This window comes from Thalassospira indica, assembly GCF_003403095.1.
Taxonomy (GTDB): Bacteria; Pseudomonadota; Alphaproteobacteria; order Rhodospirillales; family Thalassospiraceae; genus Thalassospira; species Thalassospira indica.
The window spans coordinates 495,101-516,084 of sequence record NZ_CP031555.1; the positions used below are offsets into that span (position 1 = coordinate 495,101).

19 protein-coding genes are annotated in these 20,984 nt (G+C 54.9%); 13 read left to right on the forward strand and 6 right to left on the reverse strand.

Features of this window, described 5'->3' with window-relative positions; translation table 11 throughout:
- Nucleotides 1–85: 85 nt before the first annotated feature.
- Nucleotides 86–1,432: an RsmB/NOP family class I SAM-dependent RNA methyltransferase gene (locus tag DY252_RS02375; RefSeq protein ID WP_064787803.1), complete on the reverse strand. Its 1,347-nt coding sequence runs from the start codon at nucleotides 1,430–1,432 to the stop codon at nucleotides 86–88.
- Nucleotides 1,433–1,655: 223 nt separating this feature from the next.
- Here DY252_RS02375 and DY252_RS02380 point away from each other — a divergent pair, with 223 nt between their 5' ends.
- The 4 genes from DY252_RS02380 (at nucleotide 1,656) to purH (ending at nucleotide 8,277) form a co-directional block, all read left to right on the forward strand.
- Nucleotides 1,656–2,669, forward strand: coding sequence for an MraY family glycosyltransferase (locus DY252_RS02380; RefSeq protein WP_064787802.1), 1,014 nt, complete (start codon nucleotides 1,656–1,658; stop codon nucleotides 2,667–2,669).
- A gap of 124 nt (nucleotides 2,670–2,793) precedes the next feature.
- Nucleotides 2,794–4,743, forward strand: a complete 1,950-nt coding sequence (locus DY252_RS02385) for a polysaccharide biosynthesis protein (protein ID WP_064787801.1) — start codon at nucleotides 2,794–2,796, stop codon at nucleotides 4,741–4,743.
- Between the two features lie 199 nt (nucleotides 4,744–4,942).
- Nucleotides 4,943–6,355, forward strand: coding sequence for a 2-oxoadipate dioxygenase/decarboxylase HglS (gene hglS / locus DY252_RS02390; protein WP_197482547.1), 1,413 nt, complete (start codon nucleotides 4,943–4,945; stop codon nucleotides 6,353–6,355).
- A gap of 344 nt (nucleotides 6,356–6,699) precedes the next feature.
- Nucleotides 6,700–8,277, forward strand: coding sequence for a bifunctional phosphoribosylaminoimidazolecarboxamide formyltransferase/IMP cyclohydrolase (gene purH, locus DY252_RS02395; RefSeq protein WP_064787799.1), 1,578 nt, complete (start codon nucleotides 6,700–6,702; stop codon nucleotides 8,275–8,277).
- A gap of 76 nt (nucleotides 8,278–8,353) precedes the next feature.
- On the opposite strand, the gene DY252_RS02400 is transcribed toward purH, so the two are convergent.
- Genes DY252_RS02400 through hemC form a run of 4 tightly spaced genes read right to left on the reverse strand, consistent with a single transcriptional unit; the run spans nucleotide 8,354 to nucleotide 13,048 of the window.
- Nucleotides 8,354–9,778, reverse strand: coding sequence for a heme biosynthesis protein HemY (locus tag DY252_RS02400; protein WP_064787798.1), 1,425 nt, complete (start codon nucleotides 9,776–9,778; stop codon nucleotides 8,354–8,356).
- On the reverse strand, nucleotides 9,775–11,289 hold the full coding sequence (locus DY252_RS02405) for a COG4223 family protein (RefSeq protein ID WP_064787797.1): 1,515 nt from the start codon (nucleotides 11,287–11,289) through the stop codon (nucleotides 9,775–9,777). Before DY252_RS02405 ends, DY252_RS02400 begins: the two co-directional genes overlap by 4 nt.
- Before the next feature lie 57 nt (nucleotides 11,290–11,346).
- Complete coding sequence (locus DY252_RS02410; protein ID WP_245960867.1) at nucleotides 11,347–12,132, reverse strand: uroporphyrinogen-III synthase; 786 nt, start codon at nucleotides 12,130–12,132, stop codon at nucleotides 11,347–11,349.
- On the reverse strand, nucleotides 12,104–13,048 hold the full coding sequence (hemC, locus tag DY252_RS02415; RefSeq protein WP_064787795.1) for a hydroxymethylbilane synthase: 945 nt from the start codon (nucleotides 13,046–13,048) through the stop codon (nucleotides 12,104–12,106). Before hemC ends, DY252_RS02410 begins: the two co-directional genes overlap by 29 nt.
- 289 nt (nucleotides 13,049–13,337) lie before the next feature.
- On the opposite strand from hemC, the gene tsaD reads away from it, so the two are divergent.
- The 5 genes from tsaD to DY252_RS02440 all read left to right on the forward strand — a co-directional run bounded on the left by tsaD (nucleotide 13,338) and on the right by DY252_RS02440 (nucleotide 16,599).
- Nucleotides 13,338–14,396, forward strand: a complete 1,059-nt coding sequence (gene tsaD / locus DY252_RS02420; RefSeq protein WP_064787794.1) for a tRNA (adenosine(37)-N6)-threonylcarbamoyltransferase complex transferase subunit TsaD — start codon at nucleotides 13,338–13,340, stop codon at nucleotides 14,394–14,396.
- A 68-nt stretch (nucleotides 14,397–14,464) separates the two neighbouring features.
- The gene (locus DY252_RS02425; RefSeq protein ID WP_064787793.1) at nucleotides 14,465–15,469 is read left to right on the forward strand and encodes an NAD(P)H-dependent glycerol-3-phosphate dehydrogenase; all 1,005 of its coding nucleotides are present in this window, start codon (nucleotides 14,465–14,467) and stop codon (nucleotides 15,467–15,469) included.
- Nucleotides 15,470–15,571: 102 nt separating this feature from the next.
- Nucleotides 15,572–15,850 (forward strand): YciI family protein, encoded by a 279-nt coding sequence (locus DY252_RS02430; RefSeq protein ID WP_008888584.1) that lies wholly within the window; start codon nucleotides 15,572–15,574, stop codon nucleotides 15,848–15,850.
- Nucleotides 15,851–15,853: 3 nt separating this feature from the next.
- A complete protein-coding gene (locus DY252_RS02435; protein WP_064787792.1) occupies nucleotides 15,854–16,267 on the forward strand; it encodes an EVE domain-containing protein in 414 nt (137 codons plus the stop codon).
- Nucleotides 16,264–16,599 carry a Rieske (2Fe-2S) protein gene (locus DY252_RS02440; RefSeq protein ID WP_064787791.1) on the forward strand — a complete coding sequence of 112 codons (336 nt, stop codon included), beginning with the start codon at nucleotides 16,264–16,266 and terminating at the stop codon, nucleotides 16,597–16,599. Before DY252_RS02435 ends, DY252_RS02440 begins: the two co-directional genes overlap by 4 nt.
- Before the next feature lie 38 nt (nucleotides 16,600–16,637).
- Here the strand turns inward: DY252_RS02440 and DY252_RS02445 are convergent, their stop codons facing one another.
- Nucleotides 16,638–17,447 carry an alpha/beta hydrolase gene (locus DY252_RS02445; RefSeq protein ID WP_064787790.1) on the reverse strand — a complete coding sequence of 270 codons (810 nt, stop codon included), beginning with the start codon at nucleotides 17,445–17,447 and terminating at the stop codon, nucleotides 16,638–16,640.
- 39 nt (nucleotides 17,448–17,486) lie between these two features.
- On the opposite strand from DY252_RS02445, the gene DY252_RS02450 reads away from it, so the two are divergent.
- From DY252_RS02450 to DY252_RS02465, 4 genes are all read left to right on the forward strand, one after another.
- Complete coding sequence (locus tag DY252_RS02450) at nucleotides 17,487–18,719, forward strand: glycosyltransferase family 4 protein (RefSeq protein ID WP_231959639.1); 1,233 nt, start codon at nucleotides 17,487–17,489, stop codon at nucleotides 18,717–18,719.
- Complete coding sequence (locus tag DY252_RS02455) at nucleotides 18,716–19,750, forward strand: glycosyltransferase family 9 protein (RefSeq protein ID WP_425451897.1); 1,035 nt, start codon at nucleotides 18,716–18,718, stop codon at nucleotides 19,748–19,750. Before DY252_RS02450 ends, DY252_RS02455 begins: the two co-directional genes overlap by 4 nt.
- A gap of 222 nt (nucleotides 19,751–19,972) precedes the next feature.
- Complete coding sequence (gene infC, locus DY252_RS02460) at nucleotides 19,973–20,488, forward strand: translation initiation factor IF-3 (RefSeq protein ID WP_008888578.1); 516 nt, start codon at nucleotides 19,973–19,975, stop codon at nucleotides 20,486–20,488.
- A 51-nt stretch (nucleotides 20,489–20,539) separates the two neighbouring features.
- Nucleotides 20,540–20,944: a response regulator gene (locus DY252_RS02465; protein ID WP_064787788.1), complete on the forward strand. Its 405-nt coding sequence runs from the start codon at nucleotides 20,540–20,542 to the stop codon at nucleotides 20,942–20,944.
- Nucleotides 20,945–20,984 lie beyond the last annotated feature (40 nt).

The following is a 20,984-nucleotide window of genomic DNA, read 5'->3' on the forward strand; positions in this document are numbered from 1 at the left end:
TCATACCCCAGATTGCCCCCTATGTCACCCGAATGGGACTCATGGCTGCCTTGTCTGCGTTAAACCGTGATTTTGTGGCTGAAAATCAGGATTTTTTGACAAGCCGTGCACAGAAAAATCCATCCATGCCGCCAAAATCGGCCATATGGATTGGAAGAATGCGCAATTCACCCGCATCGTTGATTGCCTCATCCCAGCCACCCAGTTCGTCGGCGGTGATGGCTTTGCGTTCATAGTTCGGATGATCCGCCAAGAACGATTTGACCTGATGTTCGCCTTCTTCGGGTTGCAGCGAACAGGTGCAATAAATCAGCTCGCCACCGACATTCAAAAGTTTGTCCGCCTGATTAAGTAGCTTGGTCTGAATAGGCAGAAGCGATTGCATCAGCTTGTCATTCTGACGCAGCAGAATGTCCGGATGGCGGCGAATAGTGCCGGTGGCCGAACACGGCGCATCCAGCAGGACGGCATCTGCGCGCGGCGTATCAGGTGCAAGATCGGTGGCATCGCCGGTTACGACAGCCGCACCAAGCGATACACGCTCCAGGTTTTCAAACACACGTTTCAGGCGACCTTCGGATTTATCGACCGCAATTGGACTCGCACCAAGGGATGCAAGCTGCATGGTCTTGCCACCCGGTGCCGCGCACAGGTCATAGATGGTTTTGTCCTTGTAGGCCGAAAACAGAGTTGCCGGAATGGCGGCTGCTGCGTCCTGCACCCACCAGTCACCATCCTTGTAGCCCGGCAGATCACGGATGCGTCGACCCGGTTCAAGCCGCACCGATCCGGTCGGCAGGACGATACCATCCATTTTTTCGGCCCACTCGGCGGTCTGGCTGCGATCCTTGATCGACAGATCCAGCATCGCGTGGCCAAGGCTTGCTTCGGCAATGCCTTGGGCGATCTCGGCCCCATAGGCCTTTTTCCAGGATCCGCGCAGCCATGCCGGGATGTTGAGCTGCCAGTCTTCGACACCTTCCGGCCATTCAAAGCCGTCACGCTGCAAGCCACGCAGAACGGCGTTGATCAGTTTGGTGTATTTATGCAAACCCGCATCACGCGCGAGATTGACCGTACTGTCAACCGCACCGTAGTCAGACGTATCCATAAAGAACAGCTGCGCCACACCAAGCCGCAGGATGTTGGTCAAGCGCGCCGCGACCCGGTCCTGTGGTGGTTGATAACGCGGGGCAAGTACGGCATCAATTTCGCCCAGATGGCGCAGCGTGGTGCCAAGCAATTGACGCAGGAAATTGCGATCAAGCGACGGCAGGCCATAGCCATGCTTTGACAGAAGTTCGTCCAACGTCACTTCGCCGCCGCGCAATTCCTGCAGGGTTTTAAGCGCAAGCAAGCGCGGATCGGGCGCCTCGACCGCCTGTTTGCGGGGGGCATTGCGCTGGGATGGACGGGAACGACGTTCTGCCAAAGGAATATCTCCGGTTTTAGTTTATGTGCTGTAGTTAAGCCCAGCATGGCAAACTGTAAAGCATCAAGCATGGTTTTGCGTGGCATGGCTGCTCTGTGCGGCTGTGTCGGGAATGGTGGCAGGATGGTGGGGCTGGCAGGTTGAAAAGCCTTGCGATAGGGAATGGGTCCGGCTAATCCAGACGGATCAATCTGATGGGGACAGGGACAAGGGCGATCCAACGATGACTTTTGCCGGACTTGCGACCTTTGCAAGCATCTTTCTGATCGGCTCGATGTTGCTGACGTGGGTGGTTCTGAACTATCTGCGCCGAAAGGCGATCCTTGATATGCCAAATCACCGTTCCAGTCACGCTGTACCGACCCCGCGTGGTGGCGGGCTTGCCGTGACGCCGCTTTTGATTGTGCTGGTTGCGGTCGTTTTTGTCTTTAACGGTGTTTCGGATATTGGTGACTGGTTGATGCTGGCCGCTTGCGCGGGGCTTGGTTTGCTCAGTTGGCTTGATGATCGTCATGACCTGTCTGCCGCCAAACGGTTTGCCCTGCAATTTGTCGCCGTAATCATTGGCATGTTGGCGCTTGATAAACCGGTTCTTGGCGGACTGGTGCCGATCTGGTTGGATCACGTGTTGGTGGTGTTGGCTTGGGTGTGGTTCATCAATCTGTTCAATTTCATGGACGGGATTGACGGGATTACCGGGGTCGAGGCCGGGTCAATCGGCCTTGGGATTTTTGTGCTCGCGCTTTTTGTGCCGTTGCCGCAATTCATCGGGCTTGGCTATATCGGGCTTGGCATTCTTGCGATCATGATCGGGTTTCTGATCTGGAACTGGCATCCGGCGAAGCTGTTTCTTGGCGATGTCGGATCAATCCCGCTTGGCTTTATTTTGGGATGGCTGTTGTTAAAGGTCGCCTCCGAAGGGGCGTGGACCATCGCGCTGATTTTGCCATCCTATTATCTGTTTGATGCAACATTCACCCTTATCAAACGCGCTCTGCGGCGCGAGAAAATCTGGCAGGCCCATCGCGAACATTTCTATCAGAAAGCCACCCAGCGTGGGTTTTCGCATGCATGGGTGTCGCTCATGATCCTTGTCAGCAACCTTATTCTGATCGGTGTCTGTTTTGCCCAGAGTGATACGCCGGACTGGATGCGGGTGATCGCAGCACTGATCGTTGTGCTTGGTCTGGTTGGCATGATGGTGCGGATGCCTGTGCGCGAAACACGCGGCACCTGATCGATCAGACTATTACGTGCATTGCTTGACTTGATGTGAGCAGAGCGCGAAAAGAAACCCTTATCCGTCTGTCGCCAAGCGGGTATATCCTTATAAAAACAGAAATCTGCCGGTAAGGGACCGCATGCTGCGAACATTTCAGCGAAGCCATATTGCCTTTGTCCATGACATCATCATGGCGGCAATCTCCTTCCCGTTAGCCTTGTATCTGCGGGTTGGGGATGGCGTGGTTTATTATGCGCCGCAAAATATTCTGTTTTCGTCGGGCATTTTCACGCTGATCGCAGCCGTGTCCTTCTGGTATTTCGGTCTGTATCGCGGCATTTGGCGCTATGCATCGCTCAACGATGTCATCCGTATTGCCAAGGCCGTATCGGTTGCTGTCGCGGTTCTTTTTATAGTTCTGTTTCTGACCGCACGTCTGGACTGGATGCCACGTTCGGCACCAATCATTCAGTGGTTCCTTCTGATGGCCTTGCTTGGCGGGGCACGCCTGACCTATCGGATTGCCAAGGACAAATCGACTGCACGTGCACTGGTGCGTCAGGGAACAGCACGTGTTCCGGTCTTGTTGATTGGGGCGGGAGACGAGGCAGAAGCCTTCATCCGTGAAACTGAACGATCCGCTAATACCCCGTTCAAGGTCATTGGCATCGTTTCGCTGACTCAGGGCCGGGTTGGTCGCAACATGCATGGTGTTGACGTTCTGGCGACCGTCGATCAGCTTGAAGATGTCATTCAGAAATTACAAAAGGGCAGGCATGGCCTGCCGCGCCGATTGGTGCTGAGTGGTGATGCACTGCGTCATGAAGACAATGCCAAGTGGGTCGAGATTGCTGATCGCTATGGCATGACATTGGCCCGTCTGCCCAAGCTGGGCGATCTGCGCGAAGGCCTAGCCGATCCGCTGCAAATCCGCCCGGTGGCGATTGAAGATTTGCTTGGTCGCCCGCAGGCCAGACTGGATCGCGATCGTGTGCGCGAAATGATTGCCGGCAAGCGTGTTCTGGTGACTGGCGCTGGCGGGTCAATTGGTTCGGAACTGGTGCGTCAGATTGCATCCTATGGTCCGGACAGCCTGACGTTATTGGATGCAGGGGAATTTCAGCTTTATGCCATAGATATGGAGATGGCGGAAAAGTACCCCGATTTGCCGCGCGAAAGCATTCTTGGTGATGTTCGCGATCAAACCCGCATCGGTCAGGTTTTTGATCTCTACAAGCCCGAAATCGTATTCCATGCCGCGGCCTACAAACATGTCCCGCTGGTCGAACACAACCCCAATGAAGGCATTCTGACCAACACACTGGGGACGCGCAATGTGGCCGAGGCCTGCCGTGCCGCTGGTGTTGGCACAATGGTTTTGATTTCAACCGACAAGGCGGTGAACCCCGCCAATGTCATGGGCGCATCAAAACGTCTGGCGGAATGTTATTGCCAGGCGCTGGAAACCTTGCCGCTTGATCAGCGTGGGTCGACACGGTTTGTGACTGTGCGGTTTGGCAATGTTCTGGGTTCTACCGGATCTGTTGTGCCCCTGTTCAAGCGTCAGCTTGAGGCAGGTGGCCCGCTAACCGTGACCCACGAAGGTATCACCCGTTACTTCATGACGATCGCCGAGGCCGTGGAGCTTGTTTTGCAATCAGCTGAGCTGGGGCGCCACGGGGTGACCGAGGGCGGGAAGATCTTCGTCCTTGATATGGGGCGGCCGGTTAAGATCATCGATCTGGCGCGACAGATGATCCTGCTGTCGGGCTTGCAGCCTGACAAGGATGTGGAAATCAAGGTCACCGGTTTGCGCCCGGGTGAGAAGCTTTATGAAGAGCTTTTCCACGATTCCGAGCCACCGGTCCCGACCGAGACCGATGGGGTGCTTTTGGCAGCCCCGCGTGTGGTGGATTATGGCCTGATCAAGCAGGTTTTTGATGCGCTCGAAGACAGTGCCACCAACCGAAACACTTCCAAAACGCTGGAGCTGATCAGCCAATTGGTGCCTGAATTCCAGCCGCCCGAGATCGGTGTGAAATCGATCTTTGCAGATAGCAACGGCAGCGAAACCGAGGCAGCATCTTAAAAGCTGCTTTTCACCGCATTTCCAATTGTTGTTTCAATTATCTGCACGTTCATTCTGTGATGGAATGAATTCGTGCCAAATTGTCGTTTGTCATGCCCGAAACCGGGCCATATTTTCCCATCCTGATGATGAATGGGAATGATCTTGCCGAATAAGGCCATTCCACAGGTTCAATATGATCCCGTCTTTTGGAGGCCCCATGTCGACAGACGCCTTTGTCCATCCCGATGAAATTCGTTCGATGTTTTCCAGCGCGATGTCCGACATGTATCGCAGTGAAGTGCCACAATACGGCACCCTGATGGAGCTGGTTTCCGAGATCAATCAGAACAAACTTGAAGCCGAACCAAAGCTTGCCGACAGCCTTGAATATAATGGCGAACTTGAGCGTATCGACCTTGAACGCCACGGCGCGATCCGGCTCGGCAAACCGGAAGAGCTGTTTAATATGCGCCGACTGTTTGCCGTTATGGGCATGCATCCGGTGGGCTATTATGACCTGTCTGTTGCCGGTGTACCAGTGCATTCAACCGCATTTCGCCCGATAGACGAGGAAGCGCTTAAACGCAATCCATTCCGTGTCTTCACCTCGCTGCTGCGTCTTGAACTGATTGAAGACGAAGATCTGCGCAATGAAGCGGAGAGCATTCTGGCAAAGCGCGACATCTTTACCGCGGATGCCACTAAGCTGATTTATCTGGCAGAGAAAAATGGCGGGCTGACCCGTATACAGGCCGAACAGTTCGTTGCCGAGGCACTGGAAACTTTCCGTTGGCATAGCGATGCGACCGTCACGCTTGAAACCTATCGGAAACTTCATGACGCCCATCGCCTGATTGCCGATGTGGTCTGCTTCAAGGGGCCGCATATCAACCACCTGACGCCGCGCACCCTTGATATCGATGCCGTGCAGCAAGACATGCCCAAGTGCGGCATCACGCCAAAGGCAATCGTTGAAGGGCCACCTGCGCGGTCCTGTCCGATCCTGCTGCGCCAGACCAGCTTCAAGGCGCTTGAAGAACGGGTGAACTTTATCGGTGGTCGTCGTGATGAAACGGTCCGCACCCATACCGCCCGCTTTGGCGAGATCGAGCAGCGCGGTATTGCCCTGACCGCCGAGGGTCGCAAGCTTTATGACACGCTCTTGGCCTCGACCCGTCATGCGGTGCAGATCAATGCCGGTGGGTCGAATGCGCGCGATTATGAGACCGAACTTGCAGAGCGTTTCCGTGCCTTCCCGGATGATTATGAGACCTTGCGCGTCGAAAAGCTGGCCTTCTTCCGCTATAGCCCGACCAAGGCTGGTCTGAATGCCGCCAAGAAAGGCGATCTTGATCCGGCAACTGCGATCAATGAACTGGTCGATACGGGCTATCTGCGCGCCGATCCGATCATTTACGAGGATTTCCTGCCAGTCAGTGCGGCCGGGATTTTCCAATCGAATCTTGGTAGTGACGAGCAGAAAAACTATTCAGAACAATCCAACCAGGACGTGTTCGAACAATGCCTTGGTGCGCCGGTTCTTGACGAACTTGCACTTTATGCCGGGCTCGAGCAGGCCTCACTTGCTGATGCGCTCAAAACACTGGGCGTGCGTAAAAACGTTGCATGATCCGAAACTTGGTAAAATCTGAACGGGGCGGCAGCGATGCGGTCCCGTTTTTTGCTGGTCGATAAGGTTTGCTGGCCTGATTGTTAAAACCCGCCATGCAAGAATTCGGGGTCCACATTTTGCGTCGCACATGCTAAAGCTCCGCGCGAAACATGGTTCGGACTCATTGATCATGTGTCGGCCCGGATTGGATAAACCTTCTTCCGATCCCTTTTAAAGGCCGGTTTGCCCGCACACTTTCATTTCGCATGCACGAGCAGCCATGCGCATTCCTGATTTTGTGGGCCGATATATCATCAATGGGTCCGCAACCTTCATCACATTGATGCATGAAAGCGAACCCAATGACTGCTCGTATTGCGCGCGCGCTTATTTCCGTTTCCGACAAGACCGGTCTGGTCGAATTTGCCAAATCCCTTCACGCCCAGGGCGTCGAAATTCTGTCGACTGGCGGCTCCGCCAAGGCGATCGAAGCTGCTGGTGTGCCAGTTAAGGAAGTTGCCGATCACACCGGTTTTCCCGAAATCATGGACGGTCGTGTCAAGACTCTTCATCCGAAGATTCATGGCGGCCTTCTGGGCCGCCGTTCTCTTTCCAGCCATATGCAGGCGATGGAAGATAACGACATTTCCCCAATCGATCTGGTTTGTGTGAACCTTTATCCGTTCGAAGAAACCGTCGCTAAGGGTGCCGATTTCGACACCTGCATCGAAAATATCGATATCGGCGGGCCAAGCATGATCCGCTCTGCGGCCAAGAACCACGAGTCCGTGACTGTGGTTGTTGATCCGTCCGATTATGACCGCGTCGTTGCCGAGATGAATGACAATGGCGGTGCCACCACAGCTGAAACCCGCCGTGTTCTGGCGGCCAAGGCCTTTGCCCGCACCGGTGCGTATGACTCGGCGATTTCAAGCTGGTTTGCCGGTGAACTTGGCGAAACCTTCCCGCAGCGTCTGAATGTTTCTGCCGAACTGAAACAGACGCTGCGTTACGGTGAAAACCCGCATCAGCAGGCCGCGTTCTACACCAACGGCAAAAACCGCCCGGGTGTATCAACCGCGACCCAGCTTCAGGGCAAGGAACTGTCGTTTAACAACCTGAACGACACCGACGCCGCGTTCGAACTGGTATCCGAGTTTGATGAAAAGCCGGCTGTTGCGATCATCAAGCATGCCAACCCGTGCGGCGTTGCTGAGGGTGACAGCCTTATTGATGCCTATCACAAGGCTCTGTCCTGTGATCCGGTATCGGCCTTTGGCGGCATCATTGCGGTCAACCGTACCCTTGATAAACAGACGGCCGAAGAAATCGCCAAACTGTTTGCCGAAGTCGTGATTTGCCCGGATGCAGATGACGCGGCCAAGGAAGTTCTGGCAGCGAAGAAAAACCTGCGTCTTCTGGTCACCGGTGGCATGGCGGATCCGGAAGGTGAAGACATGACCCTGCGTTCGCTGGCAGGCGGTTACCTGCTTCAGAACCGCGATGCGGGTCGCGTGAAACGCGAAGAGCTTAAGGTCGTGACCAAGCGCAAGCCGTCCGAGGCAGAGCTTGATGACCTTCTGTTTGCCTTCCGCGTTGGCAAGCACGTCAAATCAAACGCCATTGTCTATGTCAAAGACGGCAAGACTGTTGGTATCGGTGCTGGTCAGATGAGCCGTGTCGATAGCTCGCGCATTGCCGCGTGGAAAGCCGAAGAAGCTGGCAAGAATGCTGGCGAGAGCGATCTGCGCACCCAGGGCTCAGTCGTGTCGTCGGACGCGTTCTTCCCGTTTGCCGATGGCCTTCTCGCCGCAGTCAAGGCGGGTGCGACCGCAGTGATCCAGCCGGGTGGTTCCATGCGTGATGAAGAAGTCATCGCCGCAGCTGATGAAAATGACATTGCCATGGTCTTTACCGGCATGCGTCATTTCCGCCACTAGGCGCTTCGGACTTTAAAAGCAAAACCCCGCAAGGATGCCTTGCGGGGTTTTGTGTTGATTGCATCAGAACTGAAAATCAGGCCTTAACGGTTGCCTTGCCATCTTTGGCGTCATCCGAATCTGTATCCTGATCAATCAGGACGCCAGTCTGTGTAATCGCAGACGGTTTTGCCGTTTCCGGTTCTGCGGTTTCCTTGGCGGCGTCATCCTGATGAACGCGGAGCGGTGCGCGCCAGTCGACACTGCCAAACGAATGACAGGACGGGCAGGAAACGACCCAGCGGTCAGTTTCGGCCCCACAGGCGCTGCAACGCCAATCCGGATCCGGGTTGGCATGGCTTGCCTTGATCAGCAATTCACGGGCCTTCGCGCCATCCTGATTTTCACGCAGTTCAAGATCGGCCAACAGCCGGTAATGCCGGGCTTCGGCCTTGGTTGCCATGGCCTTTTCAAGGTTGCCGCGCGCAATACCCCAAAGATCGGCTTCAAGCGCTGCTTCGGCCAGAACGATCTGGCTTTCGACATGACCGGGGTTTGTCGCGACGAGTTTTTCGACCGCTTTGACTTTTGCCAACGGATCGCCAGTCAGCGTTTCACGGAAAATCGCGCCCAATGCCGCCGACGGGGCTGTTCGCCAGCTTTGCATCACGACGTCGCGTGCCTTGCTATCCTGTTTTATATCACGATAGAGCCCGGCCAGAAGCACAGCCGCACCGGTAAAGCCGGGTGCAGAATTTAGCGCCTTGCGCAAAAGCTTGGTGGCTTCTGCGTTTTCGCCTTCGGCAATCGCGTCTTCTGCCTTGGCCGTGATCAAAAGTGCACGGCGATGGGTCAGTTCGGTTTCACTAAATACGGCGGCCTTTTCTGCATCAACCAACAGGCTAAGCGCCCGGTCCCAGCGTCTTGAGGTCAGCAGCAAGTCAAACATTGTAACGATGACCGCCGGATTGCGTGGACGCAGACGGTGTGCCCGTTCGGCATAATCAAGGGCGGCTTCGCGGTCATTGGACTTCAACGCCAATTGCAAAAGGCCTCGCAGCCCAAAGAATGCGGAGTCGGGTTTTTCCAGCATGGCTTCGAACTGGCGCTTGGCGGCGTCATTATTGCCGTCCAATTCTGCCGCCTGTGCTGTCAAAAGCCGGGTCAGGGTATCGTCTTCAAGATACCGGTCGACCGCACGGGTATGTTTCAGTGCTTGGCGCACGTCTCCTGACGCCAGTTCCAGCAATCCCATGGTCAGGGCTTGCTGGCCTTTCTTGCGGCGGCGGCTGCCCAGCAGGCGGCCAAGCCAGCCCGGGGAATTGGCAATGATTGTCCAGCCGCGCCACAGCAGGACGAGTACGGCCGTTAGCGCCAAGAGGCCCAGCGCTACCATGCCGATCGATCCGTCAAAGCGATATCCCAGCCAGACAATCGTCATGCGGCCCGGATTATCGGCAAACCAGACGGTGCAGAAAACCAGTGCTGCCGTAATAAGGATAAAGATCAGAAGGCGGATCATTGACTGCCCTCCGAACTGGTACTGGTCAGAATGGTAATCGCGTGTGAACTCAGCGTCGCAATTGCCTGATTGAGGGTCTGACGGTTTTCGGCAGCCTCAAGCCAATTACTGACGGAGGCTGCGGCATGATCGCCTTCTATACCCTGAAGGGCGGCAACGGCAGCATCAAGATCATCCTGCGCCAACGCGTTTTCCGCCAGAACCAGACGGCCTTCAAGTGACTCTTCGCCTGCGGCATCAACACGCCGGATCGGGACCAGCTTTTTGATGTTCGCCCAAGTTGCATCAAGGACACTGCCCGAATGATCATCGGTGGCAGCCGCAACTGCTTCTTGTGCCATCGCCGGGAAGGACTGACGCAGTTTTTCAAGGGTTGGTGCACCCTGATCTGCCAACGGTTTCAGGGTTGCGATCTGTTCTGCAATGACTTCGTCATCGCCTGCACTGCGTTCAAGTTGGTTCAGGGCAATGACAAACGGCCCGCCACGCTGAAGGGCATCACGCAGAATGGTAACAGCCATGGCAATGGCCTGACCGCGGCTTTCAACTCGCAAACCGCTGGTCGCACGGATTTCTTCCTCCATGGTCGACAGGCGGGCAGACAGCTCACGCATTTCATTGGCGACACCAGCCAGTTCGCTTTCGACCCGTGCCAGTTCCTCAATCGGGGCGGTACGGGTTTCGATCTCTGCCATGCGACGTGCAACCGTGTTGTTCAGTGTATCGCCACGTTCATTGTTCAAACGTTCGCGCAGAGCATCAATCGTGCCTTCCAAACGCGAAAGGCGTTCGGTCAGGTCCGGGTCAATGACGACAGATCCATCCGGGATGGGGTTGGAGTTCGCGGTCGAGGCGCTTTTATCTGTAGCAGTTGGAAGCATTCCCTCGGTTGCCAACACGCCGTCATCCTTTTCGGCCATGGTGGCATCTTCGTTTGGCGCAGGAGGTGTTGCGTGATCAGATGAAGCATTTTCTGTCGGCGCGTTGGTGACTGTAATCTCGTTGCCATTGGTCGCATCCGGGCCGTAGCCCTCAGGTGCGATTTCGGCAAGAATTTCGTTTGGTATATACTGGGTCAGAACCGGTTCTGCATCGCGCCACCAGATTGCGCGTGTCAGCCAGCCTGCTGCCAGGGCACCGACGATAATGATCACAAACAAAAACAGCGCTTTGCCACCGCCGCTTTTCTGTTTTGCGGGCGCGCTCGATTTCGCTGCCGATGCCTTTTTATCGTCACCGGCTTTGGTGTCGGGTTTTGACGTGCCAGTTGCTGCGGTAGTTGTGCTGCTTGCGGGTTTGTCCGCAGGGCTGCCGTCCTTTTTCGCAGTGGTTTCACCAGATTTGACCGTGCCTGAGTTTGGCACGCTGGATTTGGGGGGGGTGCCGGTGTCGTCCGTTTTGGCGGACGATTTCGCATTGCCTTTGCTATCTACGGAAATCGTGTCGGACGACTCTTTGGTGTCGGCCGATTTTGCGGAAGCATTGGTTTTTGGCGTTTCTGGTGTTTTCACGATCAGACCATTGCAGTTTGCGGTTATTCCCAAGACGGCGTCAGGCGCAGGAAGCCATTACGACAGGGACCCTAGCTCGGAAAGAAGGTATTCTTGTGTCGGTTGTGATGCAACGCGTGTTCTATACCATGTAAGATCGGATATCTTCGATTGCACCGCCGGACTTAGGCAAATCGCGCTTGTTCCGGACAAGTCTCTTTCCAGCTTATAGCTGCGGACCAGCTTAACAAAGGTTTCCGCAGTGCGGGGAGAGAAAAATAAAACAGCTTCAATATGATGGTTGCGAAGCGCCTCTAAAACGTCTTCTGGGAACGACTTGCTTTCTTGTGCTTCATAAACGGTTTGCCGATCGACGTTATATCCATCAGTCAAAAGCATCTGGCCAAGATCACCTGCCGTTTTACGTGCGGCTGGATGGAAAAGTGGTCCATGTGCAGGATCAACTTTTTTGCGAATTAACGCTGCCAGATCGTTGATGTCACCATTTGCCGAATAAACATCATCAAAGCTAAATGCGGCGCACGTTCTGGCTGTCGCATCACCAACACAATACGCCGGAAGTGACCGATCCCCGGTCAGTTTGGCAAATGCCCGGACCCCGTTCGCCGATGTGAAAATCACTGCTTGGTATTTCTTGATATCAAGCGGGCTTGTCGGCACTGGAATGACAATATTCAGCATTGGCGCAGACAGGTGACGATAGCCGCGCTTATCAAGCGCTGCCAAAAGGTCGGCAGAGTCGGTATCGGGCCGGGTATTTAGAACCAAGGGTCCCATCTGCGTCCCTGTCTGTTGCCTAGGGTACTGATTCTCGTCAGGCGGAAATGAAATCTGGTCCGCCACGCTGTTTGAGCTCTTCACCGGCATCCGTGCCAGCCGCCATCGCCGTTGCGATATCCGGTTTGGCGATCATGCGTTCGGTATCAAGGCGTTCGCTGCCGTCCGGGCGCACAATCGATACACGCAGGCGCAGGCTGCCATCATCCTGAAACTCGGCCAGTGCTGCGATCGGGGTGCGGCATGACCCATCAAGTGCCTTAAGCGCTGCACGTTCTGCTGCCACGCGAATGGCAGAGGTTTCGCAATGAAGCGCAGCAAGCCATTTTTTGCACTGTGCATCATCTTCGCGGATGGTAATGCCAATGGCGCCTTGCGCAACCGCCGGCAACATATCGTCTTCGGAAATCGGGGCTGTGGCGATGTCAGGCTGCCCCAAACGGTTGAGGCCCGCCATTGCCAGAAGTGTGGCATCAACCTGTTCTTCGCTGAGTTTGCGCAAACGGGTTTGCACATTCCCGCGGAATGTCACGACCTTGAGGTCGGGATATTTGTTCAGGATCATGGCCTGCCGACGAAGGCTGGCCGATCCGATCACGGACCCGGCGGGCATTTCGGCAAAGCTTTTATATTTCAGCGAAATAAATGCATCGCGGACATCTTCGCGTGGCAGGATGGTTGGCAGGATCATGCCATCGGGCAGAACAGTTGGCACATCCTTCATGCTGTGAACCGCAAGGTCGATATCACCCCCCATAAGGGCGTCATCGATTTCCTTGGTAAACAGCCCCTTGCCGCCGATTTCCGACAAGGCACGATCAAGGATCTTGTCGCCGGTTGTGGTGATCACTGTGACGGCAATTGCGCCTTCTTCGGCTAGTTCCGGATGGGCATTTGCCAGTTTGTCACGGACCTCATGCGCCTGTGCCAAAGCCAGGGGCGAACCGCGGGTGCCGATGCGAAGTTTTGCTGTATCTGTCATGAGTGAAGTCTTAGTCTTAAAACTGTTTAAAAACAAGGTCTGCGGGCAGCCTATTGCCACCGGCAAAGGGCTGAATTTTCGGTTATTGTAATCGCTCGAAACTGGGCTGCATTGATTTAGGTCGCGGTTCAAAATCTTTGCTGCCTTCGTGAAACGCGATAACTGCATATGGCACTTGCGCTGCACGGGGGTGGAAAGCGCAGGAACTTTCCGCTACATCATCGTCACACCTGTAATAGGATTCCGATTGCCGTCCGTGTCGGCAGAGTTGGTAAAACGGATCAGGATCATGATCGTTCTGGGTATCGAAACAAGCTGTGACGAAACGGCCGCTGCTGTCGTGAACGACAAGCGCGAAATTCTGGCAAACCGTGTGTTGTCTCAGCTTGACGATCATCGACCCTATGGTGGGGTGGTGCCGGAAATTGCCGCGCGTGCCCATCTTGAACATCTTGATCGTCTGGCGGCCGAGGCCATGGATGATGCCGGTGTGGATTTTGATGATCTTGATGCCGTGGCCTGCACCGGGGGGCCAGGGCTGATCGGTGGCGTGATGGTTGGTACCATGACGGCCAAGGCGATTGCCTTTGCCGCCCAAAAACCGTTCCTTGCCGTCAATCATCTGGAAGGTCACGCGCTGACTGTGCGTTTGACCGACGACGTCGCATTTCCCTATCTGCTGTTGCTGGTGTCCGGTGGGCATTGTCAGGTCCTGATTGTCGAGGGTGTTGGCAAGTACAAGCGCATTGGCACCACCATTGATGACGCGGTCGGCGAGGCGTTTGACAAAACCGCCAAGATGATGGGGCTAGGCTATCCCGGTGGTCCGGCACTTGAAAAGATTGCCGCGAAGGGGGATCCGAACAGGTTCGGTTTGCCGCGCCCATTGCGTGGAAGGCCGGGGTGCGATTTCTCCTTCTCGGGCCTCAAGACAGCCGTTCGGACTTATCTGGATGGCTTCCCGGTCGAACAACAAACTGATGAGGTCAAGGCCGACCTTGCGGCATCTTTCCAGCGCGCGGTGGGTGATACCCTTATTGATCGCGCGCGCAATGCCGTGTTTGAATTCATGCGCGATTACCCCGGTGGCAAAACGCTGGTGCTTGCCGGTGGGGTTGCGGCCAACAAGTATCTGCGTGGGCGTCTTGTGGAACTGACCGATCAGGCCGGGATGGAACTGGTCGCACCGCCGCTTCATCTTTGCACCGACAATGCCGCGATGATTGCATGGGCCGGGTTGGAGCGGTTCCGTCTGGGTGAGCGCGATGATCTTGATTTCAAGCCGCGCCCGCGCTGGCCACTGGATCCTGAGGCCCCCAAACGCCCGGGTGCCGGGGTCAAGGCGTAAGGCCCATCTGCCGCGTTTGACGTATTTGCCGATCCTCGAAACAACTTCATTTTTGCCGGACAAACATCATGAAAAAGCGCATTACAGTTGTGGGTGGCGGTGCTTGGGGAACGGCTCTGGCTGTGCAGGCTGTGCGGGCAGGTGAAGACGTTGAACTGATTTTGCGCAACGAAGAACTGGCTGATCGGATCAACACCAAAGGTGAGAACGATCTTTACCTGCCTAGTATAGAGCTTCCGGGTGCTTTGCGGGCCACTACGCATTACGAAGGTCTGCGTGATTCTGATGCGGTTTTACTGGTGACACCTGCGCAGCATTTGCGTGAGACCCTGATCAAGCTGTCATCGCATTGGCCAGATCAGCTTCCGGCGGTAATTTGCTGCAAGGGCATTGAAAAGGAAACCGGTGCCCTGATGGCACAGGTGGTGTCCGAAACCCTTGGAAACGTGCCGGTGGCGGTCCTTTCGGGGCCGACTTTTGCCAAGGAGGTTGCGATCGGCTTGCCAGCCGCAATCACGCTGGCCTGTGAAGATCGTGCCCTGGGCAAACGCCTGGTCGAGTTGATCGGCACGCCGGAATTCCGTCCTTATTTCAGTACCGATGTCGCTGGTGTCGAGGTGGCTGGCGCGATCAAGAACGTTCTGGCGATTGCCAGTGGCGTGGTGGCCGGATTGAAATTGGGTGACAACGCCCGTGCAGCCCTGATTACCCGTGGTATTGCCGAAATGTCACGTCTGGCGGTTGCCATGGGTGGCCGGGTTGAAACCATGCTGGGACTTGCGGGTCTTGGCGACTTGACCCTGACCTGTACCGGCACGTTGTCACGCAATTACACCTTTGGCGTCGCACTGGGCGAAGGCCGCAAGGCACAGGACATTCTGGCCGAACGCCGTTCAGTCACCGAAGGCGTGCATACCGCGGCATCCATCACCGCCGTTGCCAGCAAATATGGTGTCGAAATGCCGATCTGTGCGGCTGTTGATCAGGTCGCCAATCACGATGCGGATCTGCGTAGCACGATCAATGCCCTGTTGCAGCGCCCGTTCCGCGACGAGCTTGAAAACGCCTATTAAATTCTGGCCTTGCGGTTATTGACCGCGCAGTTCGGCTTGAGAATGCGTTGGGCTTCTGTCAATTTATGGATATTGAACCCATAAAGAAGCAGGAAACCGTTCATGCATTTCTACATCCGTTGTGTTGACAAGCCTGGCCACCTTGATGTGCGCAAGGCCAATCGCGAAGACCATCTGGCCTATATCAAAGGCGGTTTTGCTGATCGCATTGTCGCAGCTGGTCCGACCCTTGATCCCGACATGGAAGGCATGAACGGCTCGGTCTTTATCATCGAGTTTGATGCCATCGAAGACGCGCGCGAATTTGCTGCCAATGATCCTTATGCCAAGGCTGGCCTGTTCGAATCCGTTGTTATTCGTCCGTTCAAGAAGGTCTTCTGATCCATGGCGTATTGGCTGGTCAAAACCGAACCGGGAAGCTGGTCGTGGGACGATCAGGTCAAGAAGGGGGTCGAAGGCTGGGATGGTGTGCGTAACCATCAGGCAGCCAAGAACCTGCGCGCGATGAAAATCGGCGACAAGGCGTTCTTTTATCACTCGGTGAACGAGAAACGCATTGTCGGGATTGTCGAGGTGGTCCGGGAATACTACCCGGATCCGACCGATGAAAAGGGCAAGTTTGTTCAGGTTGATTTCGAAACGGTCAAACCGTTGAAAACGCCAGTGACCCTTGCCGATATCAAGGCCGATCCGCGATTTTCCGATCTCGCCTTGCTTAAACAATCGCGTCTATCGGTCATGCCAATTGATGACGCGTCCTGGGCGGCGATCTGCGAGATGGGCGGGGTCGATCCATGAGTGATTTGCCTGCGCCCGGCACGGTGCTTTGCGCGCTCAGCGATCTTGATGCCACCGGTGCCAAAGGCCTTAATCTTGGTGGTACCGGTATTTTTGTTGTCCGTAGTGGCGATGACGTTTTTGGCTACATCAATAGTTGCCCGCATATCGGTGTGCCGCTGGATATGGAACCAGATGAATTCATCAGCGACTTTGGCAATGAAATCATCTGTTCGACCCATGGCGCACGGTTTCGGATCGAGGATGGCGAATGTGTATCCGGCCCGTGCGCGGGTGATATGCTTGAACCGGTTGCGGTGAGAATAAAGGACGATCAGGTCGTTCTGGCCTAATCGCCTGTCGCCATACGTAATTTATGCGAGACGGCGCGTTATCCCGCCGTCTTTGCGATCACTTCTTCGATATGCATGGTGATAACGTCAAGCTGATCTGGCTCCGAAAGCCGATGATCGCCGGTCTTGATCAAATCCACGCGGACATCCTCAGATACCAGCGCCTCGGTCAGGCGGATCGCTGTCTGCCACGGCACATCCGGGTCCTGCATGCCCTGAACCAGTCGGACCGGGCATTTCAGATCAATCGGCTTGCGCAATAAAAGCTGTTTTCGGCCATCCTCAATCAGATCGCGGGTGATCGTGTATGGATCATCGCCATATTCGGTCGGTTCGATCAATGCACCTTCACTCATGATGGTGTTTTTCTGTTCTTCACTGAACTGCGCCCACATCAGGTCTTCGGTAAAGTCGGGGGCAGCAGCAATGCCAACCAATCCGGCAATGCGTTCCGGTCGGGAGAGGGCTGCGAGAAGCATGATCCAGCCGCCCATCGAAGAACCGACAAGAATCTGCGGGCCAGAGGTGATTTCATCAAGAACAGCAACGGCATCGCGTGCCCACTGCCCGATGGTGCCGTCGGCAAATTTGCCCGACGATTGTCCGTGACCAGTGTAATCAAAGCGGGTATAAGCCACCCCCTGCCGAATGCAATGCGCCTCAAGGTGAGTGGCCTTGGTACCGGTCATGTCTGACATGAACCCGCCGAGAAACATTACACCGGGTGTATTGTGCACCTGTACGTCAGATGGCTTGCCCGGCACGTGATGGTATGCGATTTTTAAACCATCTGGACGGTTGAGATATTCGGGCTTTGCAGGCTGTGGCGTTGGCAGGTCATGGGTCATCCGGGGCATTTGTCCTTGGGTGTTGATGGTTGGAGTTGCATGAGCGCGTCAGAAGTAATGACAGAAACAGTCTATCGATCAGAGCCCCAAGCGCAAGGTGGGGACTATCGGCCTGCCGTTATTTTACAGGTGCTTCCCGAACTTGATGCCGGCGGTGTGGAGCGCGGAACAGTTGATATCGCGCGCGCTATTGTCGATGGCGGTGGCAAGGCGCTTGTCGCATCCCAGGGCGGCCGGCTCGAACGAGAACTTGATCGGTTTGGTGCCAAGCACATCACCCTGCCGCTTAAATCAAAGAACATCCTCACCATGCGCAAGAACATTGATGCGCTCGTCAAACTGATCCGTGAAGAGGGTGTCGATATCATTCACGCCCGTTCACGTGCACCGGCCTGGAGTGCCTATTTTGCGGCGCGCAAGACCGGCATTCCGTTTGTGACGACCTTCCACGGCACTTATTCCGGATACAACAACCCGTTCAAGCGTCGCTATAACGCGATCATGACCATGGGTGATCAGGTGATTGCGATTTCCAAGCACATCGCCAATCACATCAACAAATATTACAAGGTCGATCCGGATCGCCTCAATATCGTGCCGCGCGGAACAAATGTGGATTTGTTTAATCCGGAAAATGTCAGTCAGGAACGCCTGATTGCGCTTTCCAACCAGTGGCGCCTGAATGGTGAGGAATATGTCATCATGATGCCGGGGCGTATCACGCGCTGGAAGGGGCATGGCTTCCTAATTGGTTCGCTTCCCGCCGTTCTTGAACAACTTGGCCATCGCAAAGTACGATGTCTGATCGTTGGATCGGATCAAGGGCGGACAGGTTATCGCGAAGAGATCTTGAGCCAGACTCGCAAGCTTGGGTTGGAAGACATCGTCCATATTGTGGATCACTGCAACGATATGCCAGCAGCCTATATGCTGGCAGATGTCGTTGCCTGCCCATCAATGGAACCAGAGGCTTTTGGCCGTGTTCCTTCTGAAGCGCAGGCAATGGGGCGACCGGTTGTGTCGACGGCGCATGGTGGTGCAATGGAAACTGTTCTTCCAGGCGAAACAGGTTGGTTGGTCAGTCCAGGCGAGGTTGATCAATTGTCCCGTGCTTTGGTTCAGGTTCTTAGCCTTACACCCGAAAAGCGCGCCAAACTTGCCGTTAAAGGTCGCGATCATGTGATTGCAGAATTCTCTTTGGAACAAATGGCCGAGCGGACACTAAATGTTTATGCCAAGGCGCTGAAACGGGTCATCAGGAACGCCGCATGACCGACAATAAAACCGAAAGCATGTCCGTGAATCCTGATGATTTCTGGGTTGATGAACAGCCTGTGGAAGGGACGGAAGAGTCCAAGCGCAAGCGTATCCTTGTCATCAAACTTTCTGCGCTTGGAGACGTTGTCTTGGCGATGGGTCCGTTTGCGGCCATCCGTGCCGCCCATCCAGATGCGCATATCACGGTGCTGACCACGCGGCCTTATGTTGATCTGATGAAGGCCAGCGGATTTTTTGATTCGATCGCTATCGACCGTCGCCCAAAACTGATTCAAGTGCGTGAAGTCTTGGCGCTGCGACGCTTTCTTCGGAACGGTAATTTTGACCGGGTTTATGATCTGCAGACGTCCGACCGGACCGGCTTTTATTATAAACTGTTTTGGCCGGGACCCAAGCCGGAATGGTCAGGGATTGCGCGTGGGTGCTCTCATCCACATGCCAATCCTGAGAGCTCAAATATGCATACGATTGATCGACATGCGGACCAGCTTGCTGATGCCGGTATCAAGGATGTTCCAGCACCATACATTTCAGGGCCCGATATAGACCTAGACCGATTTGGCATTCGAAGCCCGTTTGTTCTGATCTGCCCCGGCGGAGCGCCACACCGTCCGGCGAAACGCTGGCCGGCTGAGCGGTTCGGTCTTCTTGCCAAGAAATTGGCCGATTACCGTTTGACCCCGGTTCTGATCGGAACCGATAGCGAAGCAGATGTTTTGAACCGGATTGATCAGATGTGCCCGAAGGCACGCAATTTGATGGGGCGTACCGGGTTTCTTGATATTGCATCGCTTGCAGCGCGTTCGGTTCTGGCGATCGGAAATGATACCGGTCCAATGCATATCGCCGCGGCGGCCGGTGCACCATCAGTGGTTTTGTTTTCACGTGAGTCCGATCCAAAGCGCTGCGCTCCCCGTGGGCACGCTCCTAATGCAGTCAGTATTATACGCGAGAGTGATCTGCGAGAATTGACTGTAAACCGGGTGATGGATGTCATTCGTGAGCGCCTTGATCTCACCGACTAGGATTGCAGGATTTGTTTGATTTGGCGATCTCGTACAAAGGCGCGGAAAATGGCGCTTTGAGGGCGCTGTAATTGCCTAAAATCATTGCTTTCTGAACGCACGTGGATATGCTAGGTCAGGTTTCAAGGAAAACATCCGAGAACGTCCTTGCGTGTTTTTCTGTTTCTAACCGATTTGTTTGATGACCATAGGAGATTATCCATAGCACGACCACGCAAACCGATGCAGCCGACCAAGGAAGGTCCGCGCGTCAACGAGGATATCAAAGCCCGTTCCATCTGTGTTGTTGACTCTGAAGGCAACATGTCCGACCCGATGACGGTGCGTGAAGGCATTGAAATGGCAGCGGAAGCTGGACTTGATCTTGTCGAAGTCGCTCCGAATGCCGAGCCGCCAGTTTGCAAGCTGATTGATTACGGCAAGTTCAAATACGAACAAAGCAAGAAGCAGAACGAGGCCAAAAAGAAACAGAAGGTTATCGAGGTCAAGGAGATCAAACTCCGTCCGAACATTGATATCCATGACTACAACGTCAAACTGCGTGCTGCGCAGAAGTTTCTTGGCGGTGGAGACAAGGTGAAAGTCACGTTGCGTTTCCGCGGACGTGAAATGGCTCACCAGGACCTCGGTCTTGGCATGCTGCAGCGTTTTTCGGGGGACCTTGAGGACCTCGCAAAACCGGAGATGATGCCAAAGATGGAAGGCCGTGTTATGATTATGGTACTGGCGCCGCGTTAAGACGCGGCGTTTTGCCTTTTACCCCAAGGTTCAAGCCAAAGAGGGAATGCCATGCCAGTCGGAAATGATCTTTTGATCGTGGGCGTCGATGATGACCCCAAAAGTCTGGTTCTTCTGAAACGAATCGTCGAAAGCGGCGGGTTCACGTTTCAGGGTGCTTCCTCTGGCAAGGATCTTCTTAAACTTCTCAAGACCAAACGTCCGCGCATCATCCTGATGGATATCATGATGCCTGACATGAACGGGTTCGAGACCGCGATTAATGTCCGGACCCAGTTTCCCGATCTGGCCTGTGCAATCATTTATGTCACGGCGCGCCAGGGGGAAGAAGATTTGCGGGGTGGTGTTGCCGCCGGCGGCAATGATTTCGTGCTGAAACCGATCAATCGCGAAAAGCTTATGAGCCGAATCGAAAAATGGATCGGTCGGGCGCATACCATCAAGACCGCTATCTAATTGCGGCCTAAAGCCCGATGATGTTTTCGGATATTCTTTC